This window comes from Pelomonas baiyunensis (assembly GCF_043555935.1).
GTDB lineage: Bacteria > Pseudomonadota > Gammaproteobacteria > Burkholderiales > Burkholderiaceae_C > Pelomonas > Pelomonas baiyunensis.
In genome coordinates, this window is the sequence record NZ_JBIGIB010000006.1 from 155009 (window position 1) to 173377 (window position 18369).

The following is an 18369-nucleotide window of genomic DNA, read 5'->3' on the forward strand; positions in this document are numbered from 1 at the left end:
TCCCGACGGGGCCAGAAAACGGGACAGGCCCGGATGACCGGGCCTGTTGTTGGGTTCGGTGGGGCCTGGCCGGGTCAAGCCCGGCCGTAGGTGTCCTCAAAGCGGACGATGTCGTCCTCGCCCAGGTAGGAGCCGGACTGCACTTCGATGATCTCCAGCGGCACCTTGCCCGGGTTGGCCAGACGGTGCGTTTGCCCCAGCGGGATGTAAGTGGACTGGTTCTCGGTGAGCAGGATGGTTTTGTCGCCGTTCACGATTTCGGCCGTGCCGCTGACCACGATCCAATGCTCGGCGCGGTGGTGGTGCATTTGCAGGCTCAAGGACGCACCGGGCTTCACCATGATGCGCTTGACCTGGTGGCGGGGGCCGTTGTCGATGCTGTCGTACCAGCCCCAGGGGCGGTGCACCTTGCGGTGCAGGGCCTGCTCGCCGCGCTGCTCGGCGCCCAGGCGGTTGACGATCTGCTTGACCTCCTGGCTGCGGGCGCGGTCGCTCACCAGCACGGCGTCCGGCGTTTCGACGACGACGATGTCGGTCAAGCCCACCACACCCACCAGGCGGCTGGTGGCGTGCACCAGGGTGTTCTTGCTGTCAGCGATCAGCGCGTCGCCCACGAAGGCGTTGCCGGCTTCATCTTTGTCGGCCACCTGCCAGACGGCCTCCCAGGCGCCGAGGTCGTTCCAGCCGGCGTCGAGCGCCACCATGCGCAGGGCGATGTCGGTGCCGGGGCAGCACTCCATGACGGCGTAGTCCACCGATTCGCTCGGCACGGCGGCGAATTCGGCCTTGCCGGGGCGCACGAACTTGGCGTCCGTCTGGCGGGCCGCCCAGGCGGCCCGGGTGGCGCTGGCGATGTCGGGGCGGAAGCGCTCCAGCGCCTTCATCCACACGCTGGCGCGCAGCACGAACATGCCGCTGTTCCAGTAGTAGCCGCCTTCGGCGAGGTAGCGCGTGGCGGTGTCGAGGTTGGGCTTTTCAACGAACTGTGCGACGGCCAGCCCTGTGGCATCCGCTGTGGTGCGGATGTAGCCGTAGCCGGTTTCCGGACGATCGGGGGTGATGCCCAGGATGACGATGGCGCCGGTTTCCGCCTTGCGGATGGCGTCTTGCAGGGCGGCCGTGAACGCGGCGGGCTGCGTGACCGTCTGGTCCGCCGGGGTGACCACGAGAACGGGGTCTTCGCCGTTCTCCAGCGCAGCAAGCGCCGCCAGCGTCAGCGCCGGTGCCGTGTTGCGGCCCATGGGCTCCAGCAGCACGCTGCTGGGTTCGAGTCGGGTTTCGCGCAGTTGGTCGAGCACCAGGAAGCGGTGCTCTTCGTTGCCCACGATGCAGGGCGGTGCCAGCGTCAGGTCCGGCGCCGCGAGCGCGGCCAGCCGGCGGGCGGCCAGTTGGAACAGGCTTTCATTGCCAGACAGCACCAGGAACTGCTTGGGATAGCCGGCGCGCGACAGCGGCCACAGCCGGGTGCCGGAACCACCGGCCATGATGACGGGTTGAACTTGGATCATCACAGGGGTGTTCAAGCGGGATTGAAGCCGTTGGGGTTGAGTTGTTGCCAGCGCCAGCTGTCTTCACACATGCGGGCCAGGTCGAGTTGGGCCGTCCAGCCCAGGGCGTCGCGGGCCAGGGCCGGATCGGCCCAGCAGGCCGCCACGTCGCCCGGGCGGCGGGCCACCACCTCGTACGGCACAGCACGGCCGCTGGCGGCCTCGTAGGCGCGCACGAGGTCCAGCACGCTGTAACCCTGGCCGGTGCCGAGGTTCACGGTGATGGAGCCGGTGTGGCCGAGCAGCCAGCGCAACGCGGCCACGTGGCCTTCGGCCAGGTCGGTGACGTGGATGTAGTCCCGCACACCCGTGCCATCCGGCGTGGGGTAGTCGTTGCCGAACACGCTCAGCTTGGCGCGTCGCCCCACGGCCACTTGCGCCACGTAGGGCATGAGGTTGTTGGGCGTGCCGCGCGGGTCTTCGCCGATGCGACCGCTGGCGTGCGCCCCCACCGGGTTGAAGTAGCGCAGGCAGGCGGTCTGCCAAGCAGGCTGGCTGATGCCGATGTCGCGCAGGATCTGCTCCCCCATCAGCTTGGTGGCGCCGTAGGGATTGGTGGTGGAGGTGGGGGCGTCTTCCCGCAGCGGCAAGGACTCCGGCGCCCCGTACACCGTGGCGCTGGAACTGAACACGATGCGGTGGCAGCCATGGCGTTGCATGGCCTCGCAGGTGCTGACCAGGCCGCCCAGGTTGTTGCGGTAGTAGGCCAGGGGTTGGGCCACCGATTCACCCACCGCTTTGAACGCCGCGAAGTGCACCACGGCCTCAGGCCGGTGGGTTTCGAAGACGCGGTCCAGCGCAGCACCGTCGCAGACGTCTGCCTGGACAAATTCAATCGGTGCGGGGGCGAGTTCACCCAGGCGGTCCAGCACGACGGGCGAGCTGTTGGCGAAGTTGTCCACGCCCACGACGCGAAAGCCGGCCTCTTGCAAGGCCAGCCAGGTGTGGGATGCGATGTAGCCGGTCGCGCCGGTGAGGAGAACAGTGGTCATCAATAAAAAAGAACTTGGCCGGTGCAGCCGTAGCTGCTGGCGCTGTAGACGTACTGTGGGACGCTGCTGTCCCGACTGGCATGGTTGAACTGGCAGCCCAGGCTCAGGCCTCGGGTGACCGCCCAGCTTGCGCCCAGGCTGTAGGTTTGATCGCGATCGAAGGCGTCAGCGAGGGCCCGGCCGTCGTCTGCGGCCAGTTGGCTGCGGTTGCGACTGGCGCTGGCGGTGAGGTTGACCTTGCCGCTGAGGGCGTAGCTGGTGTTGATGCGCCAGCTGGTGTAGACGCGGTTGGCTTCCGCCGCGCGCGAGAGGGATTCCTGGCCTGTATCTCGTGCGTACTGAACGCCCAGTTGCACCTTCGCCGTGGGGCGCCAGTTCCAACTGAGGGTGCCGGTGGTGCGCGTGTAGTCGCGCAGGGCATCCAGCGTGTTTTGCAGGCGGCTGCGGCTGAGTCGGGTCGTGAGCGAACTGTTGCCCCCCGTGCTCCAGGCCGTGGTGAAGTCAAGGTCGTCGCGCGTGAAGTCGTTCCGCTCGCTGCGCACCTGAAGGTGCAACGTGTCCGGATTCAACACGATGCCTGTGGGATAGCGGGGATACATGCCGCGCGTGTGTCGGCCCACCAGCCCCAACTTCACATTGCCCCCGGGCGTGAGGTACACGCCCGCTTGCGCCGTGTTTTGACGGTACACATACCGGTCGTACTCGGCGGCGCTGAAGCCCCGTTCGCGGTGTGTCCATCCGGCTTCCAGGGTGGTTCGCGTCAACACACCGAGCCGGGCCATCGCCGCGTATTCGTCGTTGCGCTCAGTGTTCTTCTTGAAGATGGGGTCCACGCCGCCGCCGATGTTGAAGTCGGCCAGCGCGCGGCTGGAGGTGGCGCTCAGCGTGCCGGACAGGTTGCCCACGGTTTGCCACGCCAGGTTGCTGCGCAGCGTGTACGACTGGTTGTTGAGTGCGCTGTTGCTGCTGTAGCGGTTGTTCTGTAGTGCGCCGTCCACCGTGAAGCGTTGGCGGCCCCAGCGCTGGTCGGCGCCGGCCAGCAGGCCGGTGGTGACGACGGTGTCGCTGTTGGTGGCCGCACTCTGGCGAAACACGTTGGAGACATGCGCCACGCCCACCGATCCGCCCGCATAGAACGGGGTTGCGTCGTCGGTTTGCGCGAAGGCCGCCGGGGCTGCCAGCAGCAACGCCACGGCCCACGGAACCGGGCAGGGCAAGGGAGTGGATTCAGAACGCATGGCGATCGAAGGCGACGAGCCGAACCGTGCGAAGGATGATCTGAAGATCCAGCCCCAACGACCAGTTGCGCAGGTACTCGAGGTCGTACTCCACGCGAGCGGCCATCTTGTCCAGCGTGTCCGTCTCGCCGCGCAGGCCGTTGACCTGCGCCCAACCCGTGATGCCGGGCTTGACCTTGTGGCGCACCATGTAGGCCTTGATGAGCTTGCGGTATTCCTCGTTGTGGGCCACGGCGTGCGGGCGGGGGCCGACGATGCTCATGCGCCCTTGCAGCACGTTGATGAACTGGGGCAGTTCGTCGAGTGAGGTCTTGCGAATGAAGGCGCCGAAGCGGGTGATGCGCGGGTCGTCCTTGGTGGCTTGCTTCACAACGGCGCCGTTGTCGAGCGCGCGCATCGAGCGGAACTTGTAGACGATGATTTCGTCGCCATCCAAGCCATTGCGGCGCTGCTTGAAGATGATGGGGCCCGGCGAGCTGAGCTTCACGCCGATGGCGACCGCCGCGAGCAGCGGCGAAATGAGCACCAGGATGATGGACGCCAGCACGATGTCGCTCAAGCGCTTCACCAAGCGGTTGGTGCCGGTGAATGGGGTTTCGCAAATGCCCACGACCGGCACGCCGTTCATGTCTTGCAGGCGGCCTTGGATGATGCTGATGCCGAACACGTCCGGCACGAAGAAGAGCGACGCGGTGGTGCCCTGCACCTGCTCCAACAGCTTCACGATGCGGGGTTGCGAGCCCAGCGGCAGGGTGATGTACACCTCGTGAACGCCGTGCTGTCGAACGTAATCGCTGAGGCCCGACAAAGATCCCAACAGGGAAGCCGTGGTTTCCGCGTGCAGGCGATCCGGCTTGCGGTCATCGAAGTAGCCCAGGCAGACCACGCCCTTGGAATCGCGCAGCGCGCGGGCCACCTTGTGGCCCAGTGGACCTGCCCCCACGATCACGGCGGTGCGGCGCGCACTCACGTCGCGCGAGCGCCAGCGTTGAAGGCGGCGGCCAACCTCAATGGCTGCGACCTGAGCCAATGGGGTGATCACCCCCCACCACAACACCACGCGGTGCTCGAAGTAGTGCAAGCTGTTGGTGGCATAGCCGCACAAGGCGAGGATGCTCAGCAGTACCAACCAGGACGACACCACGTCCACGAAAGCGCTGGCTGGATGGTCGCCGAAACGGTTTCGCCCCGGAAAGGTGAGCGCAAACACCAGCAAGCACAGTGTCAGGCCCGGTCGCATGACCGGCTCGTCGAAGTAGTCGTTGACCAGCAGAAAGGTCAGAACGATCAGCCCCGGCTCCAGGAAAGCGGCGACAAAGGACTCGACCGATTGCGGTGCGCTGTAGAACGTCCGTTTGTAGCTGCGGTCCTCGAACATCGTGATGGCGTTGCGGCGCCCACGCAGGGCACATCGGGGTAGGGATCAGACTAGGGGATTCTCTACCAACTAATTTGACAGTCGTGATGGGCGCGTCCCCTTGATCAGGGTCGGTTGCCTACAATCTTTAGCATGTCTGCCTCCTGGTCGTTGCCGCCCCTTCCGTCTCTGTCGCCGTTGCTGATGCCTGCCCTGCAGGACCGCCTGGTGCTCCTGATCAACCACGTGGTGTCGCGCGAATCGGTGGCCACCCGGCGCTTGCAGCCGCTGGCCGGGCGAACGCTGGTGGTGAAGCTGGCGGGGTGGCCGTCAATGCTGCCGCCGGCACCCGATTTGGTGCTGGGCGTGACGCCGGCGGGCTTGTTCGAGCGGCTGGAGTCGGCGTCCGACGCGCCGGGCGGCTTGCGTGTGGAGGTGGATGCCTCCAACCCGGCCAAGTTGGCGCTCGGCGCCTTGAGCGGTGCGGCCCCCACGGTCAACGTGCAAGGCGATGCCGCCTTCGCAGGTGAAATGCATTGGCTGATGGACAACCTGCGCTGGGACATTGAGGACGACCTGGCCGGCATCGTCGGGCCGCTGCCGGCGCGCCAATTGGCTCAGTTCGGGCGCAGCCTGCGCCGCAGCCTCGGCGGTGTCGCTGCCCGTTGGTCGCCGACCACGGCGGGCAGCCGGGCATGAGGTTTCTCTCTCGGCTGCTGGTCATCCTCTGGACGATCTGGCGCTTCGGGTTGGATGACCTGGCGCTGTCGGGCCTGCAACGCCGGCGGTTTCAGATCCTGAGACGGGTGACCCGGCTGGGCCGGCGCTGGCAGGAGCCTCGGGGTGTTCGCCTGCGACTCGCTCTGGAGCGTCTGGGCCCCATCTTCGTGAAGTTCGGGCAGGTGCTGTCCACGCGACGCGACCTGTTGCCGGCCGACGTGGCACTGGAACTGGCCAAGCTGCAGGACCGGGTGCCGCCGTTCCCGGCCGCTCAATCGCGCGAGTTGGTGGAGCGCGCCTTCGGCCGCCCGGTGGATGAGCTGTTCGCCACGTTCGACGCCGAGCCCGTTGCCAGCGCCAGCATCGCCCAAGTGCACTTCGCCACGCTGAAGGACGGCCGCGAAGTGGCCGTGAAGGTGCTGCGCCCCGGCATGCTCAGCATCATTGACGACGACCTGGCGCTGATGCGCCAGTTGGCCGTTTGGGTGGAGCGCTTCTCGGCCGATGGCCGCCGGCTCAAGCCCCGAGAGGTGGTGGCCGAGTTCGACATGTACCTGCATGACGAACTGGATTTGGTGCGCGAGGCGGCCAACGCCGCCCAGCTGCGGCGCAACATGGACGGCCTGGACCTCGTCATGGTGCCCGAGATGCACTGGGACCTGTGCAGCTCGGAAGTCATCGTGATGGAGCGCATGAAAGGCGTGCCCATCTCGCAACTGCAGACCCTGCTGGACGCCGGCATCGACATCAAGAAGCTGGCGCGCGACGGGGTGACCATCTTCTTCACCCAGGTGTTCCGGGACGGCTTCTTTCACGCCGACATGCACCCCGGCAACATCCAGGTGAGCCTGGCGCCGGAAACGTTCGGCCGTTACATCGCGCTGGATTTCGGCATCATCGGCACGCTCACCGAGGTGGACAAGGACTACCTTGCGCAGAACTTCATCGCGTTCTTCCAGCGCGATTACAAGCGCGTCGCCGAGTTGCACATTGCGTCCGGCTGGGTGCCGCCCGAGACCCGGGTAGACGCGCTGGAAAGCGCGGTCCGTGCGGTGTGCGAGCCGCATTTCGATCGGCCGCTGAAGGACATCTCCCTGGGGCAGGTGCTGATGCGCCTGTTCCAGACCTCGCGCCGCTTCAACGTCGAAATTCAGCCCCAGCTGGTGTTGTTGCAGAAGACGCTGCTCAACGTGGAAGGCCTGGGCCGGCAACTGGACCCGGAGCTGGACCTCTGGGCCACGGCCAAGCCGTTCCTGGAGCGCTGGATGAACGAGCAGGTCGGCTGGCCGGCGCTGACCAAGCAGTTGCAGAAGGAGGCCCCGCGCTTCGCCCAGCTGCTGCCGGAGCTGCCACGGCTGTTGCATGACGCGCTCAAGGCGCAGGTGCAGCGGGGTGGGGACGCCGAGCTGCGGGCCTTGGTGCGTGAGCTTCGCGGCACCAACCGCCTGCTGGCCGGCGTGCTGTGGGCCGGCGCCGGTTTCGCGGCGGGCATCGGGCTCACCTGGCTTGCGGTGCGCTTTCTGGGCATCAGCATCTAGCGGCTCAGGCGCGGCCCGCCTTCATAATCCGCGCCACTTTTTTCGGCACCTCGCGCTTTTCTGCCCATGAACACCACGTTGATCGTTTTCGTCGTGCTCTACCTGCTCGGCACCCTGGGCATCGGCGTGTGGGCCGGGACGCGCGTCAAGAGCACCTCGGACTTCGCGGTGGCTGGGCGCAGCCTGCCGCTGGTGATGGTCATCACCACCACCTTTGCCACCTGGTTCGGCGCCGAAACCGTGATGGGCATTCCTGCCAAGTTCGTCAACGGCGGGCTGGGTGCCATCGTGGAAGACCCGTTCGGCGCCGGCCTGTGCCTGGTGCTGGTGGGAGCCTTCTTCGCGGCAAAGCTGTACCAAAAGAACCTGCTGACGATTGGCGACTTCTACCGCCAGCGCTACGGCAAGGGCGTGGAAATCTTCTGCTCCCTGGCCATCATCCTGAGCTATCTGGGCTGGGTGGCCGCCCAGGTCACGGCCCTGGGCCTGGTGTTCAACATCCTGACCCAAGGGGCGATGAGCCCGCAGACCGGCATGATCGTGGGGCTGCTGGCGGTGTTGGTGTACGTGGTGATCGGCGGCTTCCTGGCCGTGGCCTGGACGGACTTCATCCAGATGATCGTGCTCGTGCTGGGCCTGTCGGTGATCGCGGTGTTCGCGGCCGACCTGGCGGGCGGTGCCGGCGCGGTGCTGGACCTGGCCGCGCAAAAGAACCTGGGCAATTTCCTGCCCGAGCCGACCTTCACCGACCTGGCCATGTTCGTCGGTGCGGCGCTCACCATGATGCTGGGCTCCATCCCGCAGCAGGACGTCTTCCAGCGCGTGATGTCCGCCAAAGACGCCAAGACCGCCCAGCGCGGCGCCATCATTGGTGGCTTCAGCTACATCGCCTTCGCCTTCGTGCCCATGTTCATCGTGCTGGCGGCCGTGGCCGTCATGGGCGACAAGGCGCTGGATCTGGCCCAGAACGACTACCAGCGCGTGCTGCCCACCTTCATCATGGGCCACATGCCGCTGATCATGCAGATCCTGTTCTTCGGCGCGCTGCTTTCGGCGATCAAGAGCACCTCGTCGGCCACCCTGCTGGCGCCCACCACCAGCTTTGTCGAGAACATCCTCAAGCAGATCCGCCCGGGCATGAGCGACAAGCAGCAGCTGGTGGCGATGCGGGTGACGCTGGTGATCTTCGCCGCTTGCGTGCTGGCGTATTCCATCGCGCTGCAGGGCACGCCCATCTATGAAATGGTCAGCGCGGCCTACCAGGTGACGCTGGTGGCGGCGTTCGTGCCGCTGGTATTCGGTCTGTACTGGAGCCGCGCCACGACGCAAGGCGCCATCTTTTCGATCTTTGCCGGCATTGCCGTGTGGGTGGCGTTCTTCCCGCAGGTCACCACCTGGGGCGAGCTCTTCCCGGGTCAGCTGGCGGGTTTGCTGGCGGCCTTGGTGGGCATGGCCGTTGGGTCGCTGATGCCGCAGATCCTGACCAACCGCCACGAGCACGTCAGCCACCATTTGCAGCCGCATCCTTGACCCCCGGGCCTTGAAGCCGGCGCGGTGGCCCTAAAATCGCGGGTTTTGCCCAACCCCTACCTTTTGCACCACCATGCCGATCTACGCCTATCGCTGCAGCGCCTGTGGCCATGCCAAGGACGTGCTGCAAAAGCTCTCTGACGCTCCGTTGACCACCTGCCCGGCTTGTGGTGCCGAAACCTTCGGCAAGCAAGTCACCGCCGCCGGCTTCCAGCTCAAGGGCTCGGGCTGGTACGTGACCGACTTCCGCGGTGGCAGCGGCGGCACGGCGGCCGCCGCCACCGGCGCGGCCGCGTCCACGGCGGCTGAACCCGCCAAGGCGGACAGCAGCAGCGGCGCATCCGAGGCGTCGTCCACCTCCACCCCCTGCGGCGGCTCCTGCGCCTGCCACTGATTCGAGACACCGTGGGCGCGTCGCTTCGCAAGTACCTCGTCGCCGGCCTGTTGGCCTGGTTGCCGCTGGCCATCACGATCTGGGTCCTGGGCCAGATCCTGGACGTCGTGAACGGCGTGTTCGGCTCGCTGCTGGCGGCGTTGGCCCTGTTGGTGCCCGAATCCATGCGCCAGGGCGTGCTGGACCTGCGCCACGTGCCGGGCCTGGGCGTGGTGATCCTGGCGGCCGGGCTGTTGCTGTCGGGCGTGTTCGTGGCCAACATTTTTGGCCAGTGGCTGCTGCGTCAGTGGGATCGCCTGCTGTCCAACATCCCCATCGTCAAGAGCATCTACAGCTCGGTGAAGCAGGTGTCGGACACCTTGTTCTCCAGCAGCGGCAACGCCTTTCGCGAAGCCGTGCTGGTGCAGTACCCCCATGCGGGCAGCTGGACGATTGCGTTCGTCACCGGCTCGCCCAGCGGCGAGGTGGCCTGCCACCTGCCGGAAGAGCACGTCAGCGTCTACGTGCCCACCACGCCCAACCCAACCTCGGGCTTCTTCCTCATCATGCCGCGGGCCCAGATCAAGCCCTTGCAGATGTCGGTGGACGAGGCGCTGAAGTACGTCATTTCCATGGGCACCGTGGCGCCCATGGCGCATGCCGACAGCCCTTGCGCCCCCGCTGGCGAGTCGCCGCGAAATTGAATGGGTTGAACGCCCCGGCCGGCGTTCAATCCTGAGAGCCGAGCGAGCTCATCAGCGCCTCCTCAAGAACAGTTCCTGAAAAGATTCCCGGAGAAATTCCATGCGTACCTGCTATGCCGGCCAAGTCAGCGAAAAGCTGCTCGACCAGACCGTGACCCTGATGGGCTGGGCCCACCGTCGCCGTGACCACGGCGGCGTCATCTTCATCGACCTGCGCGACCGCGAAGGCCTCGTTCAAGTCGTGTGCGACCCCGACCGTGCCGACATGTTCAAGATCGCGGAAGACGTGCGCAGCGAGTTCTGCCTGAAGATCGTTGGCAAGGTGCGCGCGCGCCCGGCCGGGACCGAGAACGCCAACCTCGTGTCCGGCAAGGTCGAGGTGCTGTGCCATGAGATCGAGGTGCTGAATGCGTCGGTGCCCATCCCGTTCCAGATCGACGAAGACAACCTGTCCGAGACGACCCGTCTCACGCACCGCGTGCTGGACCTGCGCCGCCCGTACATGCAGAACAACCTCATGCTGCGCTACAAGGTGGCGATGGAGGTGCGCAAGTTCCTGGACGAGCACGGCTTCGTGGACATCGAGACGCCCATGCTCACCAAGAGCACGCCCGAAGGCGCTCGCGACTACCTCGTGCCCAGCCGCGTGCACGACGGCCACTTTTTCGCGCTGCCGCAGTCGCCCCAGCTGTTCAAGCAGCTGCTGATGGTCGCGGGCTTCGACCGCTACTATCAGATCACCAAGTGCTTCCGCGACGAAGACCTGCGCGCCGACCGCCAGCCCGAGTTCACGCAGATCGATATCGAGACCTCGTTCCTGACGGAAGAGGAAATCCGCTCGATGTTCGAAGGCATGATCCGTCACGTCTTCCGCAAGGCACTCAACGTCGAGCTGGGCGACTACCCGGTCATGAAGTACGCCGAAGCCATGCACCGCTTCGGCTCCGACAAGCCGGACCTGCGCGTGAAGCTCGAGTTCACCGAGCTGACCGACGCGATGACCACGGTGGACTTCAAGGTCTTCAGCGGCCCCGCCACGACGCCAGGCGGCCGCGTGGTCGCCCTGCGCGTGCCGGGTGGTGCGGCGATGAGCCGTGGCGAGATCGACGCCTACACCGAGTTCGTCAAGATCTACGGCGCCAAGGGCCTGGCCTGGATCAAGGTCAACGAAGTGGCCAAGGGCCGCGAAGGCCTGCAGTCGCCCATCGTCAAGAACCTGCACGACGAGGCCGTGGCTGAAGTCCTGAAGCGCACCGGCGCGCAGGACGGCGACCTGATCTTCTTCGGCGCCGACAAGGCCAAGATCGTCAACGACGCCATCGGCGCGCTGCGCCTGAAGGTCGGCCACAGCGAGTTCGGCAAGGCCAACGGCCTGTTCGAGGACAAGTGGGCGCCGCTGTGGGTGGTCGACTTCCCGATGTTCGAGTACGACGAAGAGAACAACCGCTGGGCGGCCGTTCACCACCCGTTCACGGCGCCGAAGGACGGCCACGAGGACCTGATGGCCAGCGACCCGGGCAAGTGCATTGCCAAGGCCTACGACATGGTGCTCAACGGCTGGGAACTGGGCGGCGGCTCGGTGCGTATCCATCGCGCCGAGGTGCAGGCCAAGGTCTTCGCCGCGCTGAACATCAGCGAGGAAGACCAGCGCATCAAGTTCGGCTTCCTGCTGGACGCGCTGCAGTACGGCGCGCCCCCGCACGGCGGCCTGGCTTTCGGCCTGGACCGCATCGTCACGATGATGACCAAGGCCGAGTCCATCCGCGACGTGATCGCCTTCCCCAAGACCCAGCGCGCCCAGTGCCTGCTGACCGGCGCACCCTCGCTGGTCGACGAGAAGCAACTGCGCGAACTGCACATCCGCCTGCGCAACGCGCAAGCCGCAGCCGCGCAGTAAGCCAGCCCAAGCGTTCGCACCAACCCCGCCTCGGCGGGGTTTTTTCATGCCGATTCCACATCGCCGGTTGCCGTGGGGCCCCCCCCGCAGGTCAGGCGCAGGCTGTCCCTTGTTCGGATGTCAGCATGGCCTCTTCGGCGAGGCAGACTCCCGACCCGCACGTTTGGGAGTGACCCTGCATGAACCTTCGCCCGTTTGCCGTCCTTGGCCTCTCCGCCCTGCTCTGCGCATGCGGTCAATCGTCCACGTCGCTCGGCGAGGGAGGCTCCGTGATCAGCGGCTCGGCCGGTCCCGCTGGTGCCCACCATGCCAGCCGCGAACTGGTGAAGTGCGACGCACCCGTGGCCACACTGGCGCTGATCGAGAACCCCAACGGCTACAGCTATTCCAGCAGTTACCAGTTGCCCTCCAGCCCGGTGCCGCTGGTTCGCTTGCTGGCGCAGCAAAGCGGGTGCTTCCGCGTGGTGGATCGCGCGGCTGGCCTGAAGGCCACCGTGCGTGAGCAGGAGCTGAAAGAGGCCGGCATCCTGCGCCAAAGCGGCAACACGGTGCACAAAGGCAAAGGCTATGAGGCGCAATACAGCCTGACACCCAGCCTGACCTTCAGCGAGCAGGACGCCGGCCGCCAGATTGGCGGCATCCTGCAGGCCATCCCTTACCTGAACAAGCTGGTTGGTGCGGCCGAGCAGGTCAAGCTGAAACAGGCCCAGGCGGCGCTGCTGCTGACCGACAACGAAACCACCGAGCAGATTGCCGCAGCGACCGGTTCGGTCGAGGTGGCGGACCTGGGCGTGGGCGGGGCGGTGGTGGGCAAGCTGGGCGGCGCCGCGGGTGCGGGTTGGAGCAATTCCAACGAAGGCAAAGTCATCGCAGCCGCGTTTCTGGATGCGCACAACCAACTGGTCGTCCAGGTCCGTGAGCTCCAGGCCAAGGAACTGCCGCCGTCCGTGGCCACTCGAAAACACGCCGGCGGCTGAAGCCCTGCGACGCGTTGGGGCGGCCGGGTCGTGGCTATGCTTCGCCCATGCAGTTGGCCAAGCCCTACAAGATCCCGGAGTCGGTGCTCGTCGTCATCCACACGCCTGACCTGCAGGTGCTGCTCATCGAGCGGGCCGACCACCCCGGCTACTGGCAAAGCGTCACGGGCTCCAAGGACTTCATCGACGAGCCCGCGGCCGAGACCGCGCGCCGGGAAGTGCTGGAGGAAACCGGCTTTGAGGCCGACGCCCCGGGCGCGCAGTTGCGAGACTGGGAACTGGCCAACGTGTACGAGATCTACCCGCACTGGCGCCACCGCTACGCGCCGGGCGTGACGCGCAACACCGAACACGTGTTCGGCCTGTGCTTGCCGCAGCCGCTGCCGCCGCGTCTCGCGCCGCGCGAGCACCTGGCCTGGATGTGGCTGCCCTGGCACGAAGCAGCGGACCGCTGTTTCTCGCCCTCGAACGCCGAGGCCATCCTGCAGCTGCCGCGTTTCGCGGCGGGGGCGTCATGAGGTCGGTGGCGCGCCCGACGGCCCATGCGCCCGGCGCCGTGCTGCGCGTGGCCACCTACAACATCCACAAGGGCGTGCGGGGCCTGGGACCCGGCAAGCGGCTGGAGATCCACAACCTGCAGATGGGCGTGCAGGCCCTGGACGCTGACCTCGTGTGCCTGCAGGAAGTGCGGCTGTTCCACCACCGCGAGGCGGCCTATTTCGACCGCACCTGGTTCGGCTGGCCCGAAGGCGGTCAGGCGGAGTTCCTGGCGCCAGACGGCTACGAGGTGGCCTACCGCACCAATGCCGTAACCCGCGATGGCGAGCACGGCAATGCGCTGCTGTCGCGCTGGCCGCTGGGCGACATCGGGCACCACGATGTATCGGACCACGCCTTCGAGCAGCGCGGCCTGCTGCACGTGCCCGTGCATTGGCAGGGCCGCACGGTGCACGTGGTGGTGGCGCATTTCGGGCTGATCCACGCCAGCCGCGTGCGGCAGGTGGACCGGTTGGCCGCCTTCGTGCGCGAGCACGTGCCGACCGATGCCCCCATGCTGGTGGCGGGGGACTTCAATGACTGGGGCGAGCGCCTGGACGCACCCATGCGCGGGCACGGGTTGCGCCGGGCCACCCCGCCGCATGGCCGACCGCGCAGCCCCACCTTCCCGTCACGGCTGCCCGTGTTCGCGCTGGACCGCGTCTACACGCGCGGCCTGCATTGCACCGGCGTGCAGGTGCCGCGCGGGCCCACCTGGGCCCGAATGTCCGACCACCTGCCTCTGCTGGTGGAGCTGACCCTCGAATGAACGCCGGAGCCCGCCGGTGAAGCCCTGGACCCTGCAGTCGGTGCGCCAGCGCGTCGGCCGCGACCCGGGGTTTGCGGGTGGCAACCAGATCACGCTGCTGCGGGGCGGTGACCAGCTGTTCCCGGCCATGACCGAAGCGCTGGCGCATGCGCGGCACGAGGTCTGGCTGGCCACCTACATATTTCATGAAGACGCGGCGGGCCAGGCCCTGGTGCAGGCCTTGCGCGTGGCCGACCAACGCGGCGTGCGCGTGCGGGTGGTGGTGGACGGCTTTGGCAGCAACGGCAGCATGGCCTGGCTGCGCAATGCGCTGATGGGCAGCGGTGTGGCGCTGGCGGTGTTCCGGCCCATGGACCGCTGGTGGCGCTGGCTGCAGCCGGGCCAGTTGCGGCGCCTGCACCAGAAATTGTGTGTGGTGGATGGCGACGTGGCCTTCGTCGGGGGCATCAACGTCATCGACGACCGGCTGGACCTGAACCACGGCCGCACCGAGCTGCCGCGGCTGGACTTCGCGGTGCGCCTGGCCGGGCCCCTGGTGGAGCAGGTGGGGCAGAGCATTCGAACCGTCTGGTCGCGCGCATGGCTGGGGCGCGAGTTCGACAACGCTTTGCTCGACTACGTGCCGCTGCGCCGGCGCCTGGGCCGCTGGCTGCACCAGCTGTGGCGGGGCCCGCAGCGGCTGGACGCGCTGCCCGTGCCGCAGCAACCCGTGGTGGCGGCCTTTGTCATGCGCGACAACCTGCGCCGCCGCCGCACCATCGAGCACGCCTATGCCGACGCGCTGCGCCAGGCGCAGCACAGCGCCGACCTGGTGTGCCCGTACTTCTACCCTGGCCAACGGCTGCGTCAGTCCCTGCAGCGCGCGGCCGACCGGGGCGTGCGGGTGCGCCTGCTGCTGCAAGGCAAGGTGGACTACCGCATTGCCGGCTGGGCGGCCCAGGCCCTGTACGCCGACCTGCTGGCCCACGGCATTGAGGTGCACGAGTACACGCCGGCCTTCCTCCACGCCAAGGTGGCTGTGGTGGACGGTGAGTGGGCCACGGTGGGCAGCTCCAACATCGACCCGCTTTCGTTGCTGGTGAATTTGGAAGCCAACGTGGTGGTGCGCGATGCGGGCTTCGCTGCGGCGCTCACGGCCGAGATCGACACCGCACTGGCCGTGTCTCGCCGCGTGGCCGAGCCCCAGGTGCGCGGCCTGAAGGCCGTGCTCAAGCGCGCGGTGGTGGCGTGGTTCGCCTACGTGTTCCTGCGGGTGGCCGGGGCCACCGGGCGGTATTGAGCGCCAGCGCTTCTGAGCGCCGGCGGTACCGGCGGGCCCGCGGGTGGGCGCGTCAGGGGCGGCGGTACAAAAAGTCCAGCATCGCCGGCACGCGGCGCGCCCAGCTGGCTTCGTCATGGCTGCCGCGCGGGTCTTCGGTGAACTGCAGCTGATCCCGCGTCCAGCCGCGCTGTGCCAGGGTGTGGGCGAGGTCACGCGCGAGGCGCACGGCCTGCGGGCCTTCCTCGCCGCCCATGTCCACCCACAGCCGAGGCCGCTCGCGTGGCGCCACGGTGGTGGCGGAGGCGTCGCGCAGGATGAACAGGTCGTCCCACCACACCGAGGGCGACACCACCAGGGCCGCACCGAAGGTGTCGGCCCGGTGCAGGGCCAGCCACATGGACGCCAGCCCGCCGAACGACGAGCCGCCGACGGCGGTGTTCGCACGGCCCGGCCGTGTGCGAAAGCGTGCGTCGATGGCGGGCTTGAGTTCCTCGATCAGGAAGCGCGCGTAGGCCGCCACCCCGCCGCCCTGGCGCTCCGGGGCTGAGGTGCCCAGGCGCTCGGCTGGCACCAGCATGGCCGAGGGGGTGTAGTCGCGGGCGCGCGTTTCGGTGCTGGCCACGGCCACCACGATGAAGGGCTGCAGCCGGCCCGACTGCACGCCGGCCTGTGCGGCCTCGTCCACCTGCCATTCGGCGCCGGCGGCTTGGGCGTCGAACACGTTTTGCCCATCGTGCAGGTAGAGCACCGGGTAGCGTGCGTCGGTGTCGCGCTCGTAGCCCGGGGGCAGCCACACCTGCACGTCGCGCGCCTGCACGTGGGCGGATGGCACCACGCCCAGCCGCTCGATGCGGCCCGTGCGTTGCGCCGGCACGAGGGCGGCTGGCGGGCCGAAGGCGCGTTGCACCGTCTGCGCGCCCGGTTGCAGCAGCAGCGCGTGGTTGCGCCCGGGCTCCCAGCCTTCGTCCGGCCCCTGGCCCGGGCCGCGTTCGATGCGGAACTTGTAGGCCAGCGGCTGGCCGCCGGTGGCGTCGTCGGGCAGTGTCACGGTCAGCGTGTAAATGCCCGGTGTGCTGCTGGGCGCGGCCAGCAGCGGGCGGTCCCAGGACAGCGGTGCGGCGGCGCCGCGCAGGCCCAGGCGGTCACGGGCGGGGTCGAACCGGCCGGTGGCCAGTTCCGCCCGCAGGTCGATCTCGAACGCGAGCCGCGTCTCGGCCCAGGCGGGCAGGGCGCCGAGCAGCGTGCCGAGCCAGACCGCCCCACATGCCAGCCCCCGCGTCAGGCGGGGGCTGAGGAGACGGCTGAGGAGGGGCCGGGAGCAAGAGGCGGCCTGGGGCCGTGAGGGGCGGTGGGTGTGCGGCATGGCGTCCTGGGGTGATGGCCCCATTCTGCGCTGCGCCGCTCAGTGGGGGGCGCCTTCGGCAGGCATCCAGCGCGGCGCGCCCGGTGCGGCCAGCGCGCCGGCGTGCACGAGGGCGGTGGCGCGTTCGATGTCGGGCGCCAGGTAGTGGTCGGCCGGCATGCTGGCGCAGTCTTGCCGCAGGCGGGCGTGCAGCGCCTCCACCGCGGCGGAGCTGGTCAGGGGGCGCAGGAAGTCGATGCCTTGCGCCGCGGCCAGCATCTCGATGGCGACGATGTGGGCTGTGTTGTCGATCATGGCGTGCAGGCGGCGTGCCGCGTAGGTGGCCATGGAGACATGGTCTTCCTGGTTCGCGCTGGTGGGCAGGCTGTCGACACTGCCGGGGTGGGCCAGGCTCTTGTTCTCGCTGGCCAGGGCCGCGGCCGTGACGTGCGCAATCATGAAGCCGCTGTGCAGGCCGGCGTCCGCCGTCAGGAAGGGCGGCAGGCGCGAGATGCCCGGGTCGATCAGCATTGCAATGCGGCGCTCGGCAATCGCGCCCACCTCGGCAATGGCGAGTGCGAGGTTGTCGGCCGCGAACGCCACCGGCTCGGCGTGGAAGTTGCCGCCGCTGATCATCACGTCGTCGAACACCAGCGGGTTGTCGGTCACGGCATTGGCTTCGCGCAGCAGCACTTGCGCGGCGTGGCGGGCTTGGTCCAGCGCGGCACCCATGACCTGGGGCTGGCAGCGCAGGCAGTAGGGGTCTTGCACGCGCTCGTCGCCCTCGCGGTGGCTGGCGCGGATGGCGCTGCCGGCCGCCAGCGCGCGGTACACGCCGGCCACTTCGATCTGCCCCGGTTGGCCGCGCACTGCGTGGATGCGGGCGTCGAACGGGCCGTCGCTGCCGCGGGCGGCGTCCAGCGTCATCGCGCCGCTGGCCAGCGCCGTGGCGAACAGGCCCTCGAAGCGGATCAGCGCGTGCAGTGCCAGCGCCGTGCTGGCCTGCGTGCCGTTGATGAGGGCCAGGCCCTCCTTGGCGGCCAGTGTGAGCGGTGCCAAGCCCAGGCGGGCCAGTTCGTCGCGGGCGGGCACGCGGGCGCCGTCCACCAGCGCTTCGCCTTCGCCCATCAGCGCCAGCGTCAGGTGCGCCAACGGGGCGAGGTCACCGCTCGCGCCCACCGAGCCCTTCTCGGGCACGTAGGGAATGAAGCCGGCGTTCAACGCATCCAGCAGCGACTGCACCACGACCCGGCGCACGCCGGAAAAACCCCGCGCCAGGCTGCCCGCCTTGGTGGCCAGCATCAGCCGCACGACCGGCGGCGACATCGGCGCGCCCACGCCCACCGCGTGGCTGCGGATGAGGTTGAGTTGCAGGGCGGCGAGTTGGTCTTTGGCGATGCGCGTGCTGGCCAGCTTGCCGAAGCCGGTGTTCACGCCGTAGACGGGGGCGTCGCCCGCGGCGGCTGCAGCCACCAGCGCGGCGCTATGGTCCACGGCGGCCCAGTCGGTCAGCTCCAGCGTGGTGGTGCCGGCGGCGATGTCGGCCAACTGGGCCAGGGTCAGGTGTCCGGGGTTGAGCAGCATGAC

16 protein-coding genes are annotated in these 18369 nt (G+C 68.0%); 10 read left to right on the plus strand and 6 right to left on the minus strand.

What is annotated here, in order from left to right:
- Positions 1-74: 74 nt before the first annotated feature.
- From ACG01O_RS19385 to ACG01O_RS19400, 4 genes are read right to left on the minus strand one after another with little or no spacing between them, the layout of a single operon-like run.
- Positions 75-1508, minus strand: coding sequence for a mannose-1-phosphate guanylyltransferase/mannose-6-phosphate isomerase (locus tag ACG01O_RS19385; protein WP_394387055.1), 1434 nt, complete (start codon positions 1506-1508; stop codon positions 75-77).
- A gap of 11 nt (positions 1509-1519) precedes the next feature.
- Entirely contained in the window at positions 1520-2539 is a 1020-nt protein-coding gene (gene galE / locus ACG01O_RS19390) for a UDP-glucose 4-epimerase GalE (RefSeq protein ID WP_394387056.1), read from the minus strand.
- Positions 2539-3756 (minus strand): hypothetical protein, encoded by a 1218-nt coding sequence (locus ACG01O_RS19395; protein WP_394387057.1) that lies wholly within the window; start codon positions 3754-3756, stop codon positions 2539-2541. Before ACG01O_RS19395 ends, galE begins: the two co-directional genes overlap by 1 nt.
- A gap of 10 nt (positions 3757-3766) precedes the next feature.
- On the minus strand, positions 3767-5155 hold the full coding sequence (locus ACG01O_RS19400) for an undecaprenyl-phosphate glucose phosphotransferase (RefSeq protein WP_394387058.1): 1389 nt from the start codon (positions 5153-5155) through the stop codon (positions 3767-3769).
- 132 nt (positions 5156-5287) lie between these two features.
- On the opposite strand from ACG01O_RS19400, the gene ACG01O_RS19405 reads away from it, so the two are divergent.
- The 10 genes from ACG01O_RS19405 to clsB all read left to right on the plus strand — a co-directional run bounded on the left by ACG01O_RS19405 (position 5288) and on the right by clsB (position 15458).
- The gene (locus tag ACG01O_RS19405) at positions 5288-5833 is read left to right on the plus strand and encodes a hypothetical protein (RefSeq protein WP_394387059.1); all 546 of its coding nucleotides are present in this window, start codon (positions 5288-5290) and stop codon (positions 5831-5833) included.
- Entirely contained in the window at positions 5830-7392 is a 1563-nt protein-coding gene (ubiB, locus tag ACG01O_RS19410; RefSeq protein WP_394387060.1) for a ubiquinone biosynthesis regulatory protein kinase UbiB, read from the plus strand. Before ACG01O_RS19405 ends, ubiB begins: the two co-directional genes overlap by 4 nt.
- Positions 7393-7458: 66 nt before the next feature.
- Positions 7459-8922 carry a high affinity choline transporter 1 gene (locus ACG01O_RS19415; RefSeq protein ID WP_394387061.1) on the plus strand — a complete coding sequence of 488 codons (1464 nt, stop codon included), beginning with the start codon at positions 7459-7461 and terminating at the stop codon, positions 8920-8922.
- Positions 8923-8995: 73 nt separating this feature from the next.
- Positions 8996-9316, plus strand: coding sequence for an FmdB family zinc ribbon protein (locus ACG01O_RS19420; protein ID WP_394387062.1), 321 nt, complete (start codon positions 8996-8998; stop codon positions 9314-9316).
- 11 nt (positions 9317-9327) lie between these two features.
- Positions 9328-9999, plus strand: coding sequence for a DUF502 domain-containing protein (locus tag ACG01O_RS19425; RefSeq protein WP_394387063.1), 672 nt, complete (start codon positions 9328-9330; stop codon positions 9997-9999).
- Between the two features lie 100 nt (positions 10000-10099).
- Complete coding sequence (aspS, locus tag ACG01O_RS19430) at positions 10100-11896, plus strand: aspartate--tRNA ligase (protein ID WP_394387064.1); 1797 nt, start codon at positions 10100-10102, stop codon at positions 11894-11896.
- Between the two features lie 179 nt (positions 11897-12075).
- A complete protein-coding gene (locus tag ACG01O_RS19435; RefSeq protein ID WP_394387065.1) occupies positions 12076-12873 on the plus strand; it encodes a CsgG/HfaB family protein in 798 nt (265 codons plus the stop codon).
- 47 nt (positions 12874-12920) lie between these two features.
- Positions 12921-13391 carry a dihydroneopterin triphosphate diphosphatase gene (gene nudB, locus ACG01O_RS19440; RefSeq protein WP_394387066.1) on the plus strand — a complete coding sequence of 157 codons (471 nt, stop codon included), beginning with the start codon at positions 12921-12923 and terminating at the stop codon, positions 13389-13391.
- On the plus strand, positions 13388-14179 hold the full coding sequence (locus ACG01O_RS19445) for an endonuclease/exonuclease/phosphatase family protein (RefSeq protein ID WP_394387067.1): 792 nt from the start codon (positions 13388-13390) through the stop codon (positions 14177-14179). The genes nudB and ACG01O_RS19445 overlap by 4 nt, the downstream gene beginning before the upstream one ends.
- Before the next feature lie 16 nt (positions 14180-14195).
- A complete protein-coding gene (gene clsB, locus ACG01O_RS19450) occupies positions 14196-15458 on the plus strand; it encodes a cardiolipin synthase ClsB (protein WP_394387068.1) in 1263 nt (420 codons plus the stop codon).
- Positions 15459-15510: 52 nt separating this feature from the next.
- On the opposite strand, the gene ACG01O_RS19455 is transcribed toward clsB, so the two are convergent.
- Together ACG01O_RS19455 and hutH are read right to left on the minus strand one after the other, a co-directional pair.
- On the minus strand, positions 15511-16803 hold the full coding sequence (locus ACG01O_RS19455; RefSeq protein WP_394387069.1) for an alpha/beta hydrolase: 1293 nt from the start codon (positions 16801-16803) through the stop codon (positions 15511-15513).
- 39 nt (positions 16804-16842) lie between these two features.
- Positions 16843-18366, minus strand: coding sequence for a histidine ammonia-lyase (gene hutH / locus ACG01O_RS19460; protein WP_394387231.1), 1524 nt, complete (start codon positions 18364-18366; stop codon positions 16843-16845).
- Between the last annotated feature and the right edge of the window lie 3 nt (positions 18367-18369).

Coding starts and splice junctions, on each gene's coding strand:
- ACG01O_RS19385 (WP_394387055.1), bottom strand. CDS start 1,508: ATGATCCAAGTTCAACCCGTCATCATGGCCGGTGGTTCCGGCACCCGG.
- galE (WP_394387056.1), bottom strand. CDS start 2,539: ATGACCACTGTTCTCCTCACCGGCGCGACCGGCTACATCGCATCCCAC.
- ACG01O_RS19400 (WP_394387058.1), bottom strand. CDS start 5,155: ATGTTCGAGGACCGCAGCTACAAACGGACGTTCTACAGCGCACCGCAA.
- ACG01O_RS19405 (WP_394387059.1), top strand. CDS start 5,288: ATGTCTGCCTCCTGGTCGTTGCCGCCCCTTCCGTCTCTGTCGCCGTTG.
- ubiB (WP_394387060.1), top strand. CDS start 5,830: ATGAGGTTTCTCTCTCGGCTGCTGGTCATCCTCTGGACGATCTGGCGC.
- ACG01O_RS19415 (WP_394387061.1), top strand. CDS start 7,459: ATGAACACCACGTTGATCGTTTTCGTCGTGCTCTACCTGCTCGGCACC.
- ACG01O_RS19420 (WP_394387062.1), top strand. CDS start 8,996: ATGCCGATCTACGCCTATCGCTGCAGCGCCTGTGGCCATGCCAAGGAC.
- aspS (WP_394387064.1), top strand. CDS start 10,100: ATGCGTACCTGCTATGCCGGCCAAGTCAGCGAAAAGCTGCTCGACCAG.
- ACG01O_RS19435 (WP_394387065.1), top strand. CDS start 12,076: ATGAACCTTCGCCCGTTTGCCGTCCTTGGCCTCTCCGCCCTGCTCTGC.
- nudB (WP_394387066.1), top strand. CDS start 12,921: ATGCAGTTGGCCAAGCCCTACAAGATCCCGGAGTCGGTGCTCGTCGTC.
- ACG01O_RS19445 (WP_394387067.1), top strand. CDS start 13,388: ATGAGGTCGGTGGCGCGCCCGACGGCCCATGCGCCCGGCGCCGTGCTG.
- ACG01O_RS19455 (WP_394387069.1), bottom strand. CDS start 16,803: ATGCCGCACACCCACCGCCCCTCACGGCCCCAGGCCGCCTCTTGCTCC.
- hutH (WP_394387231.1), bottom strand. CDS start 18,366: ATGCTGCTCAACCCCGGACACCTGACCCTGGCCCAGTTGGCCGACATC.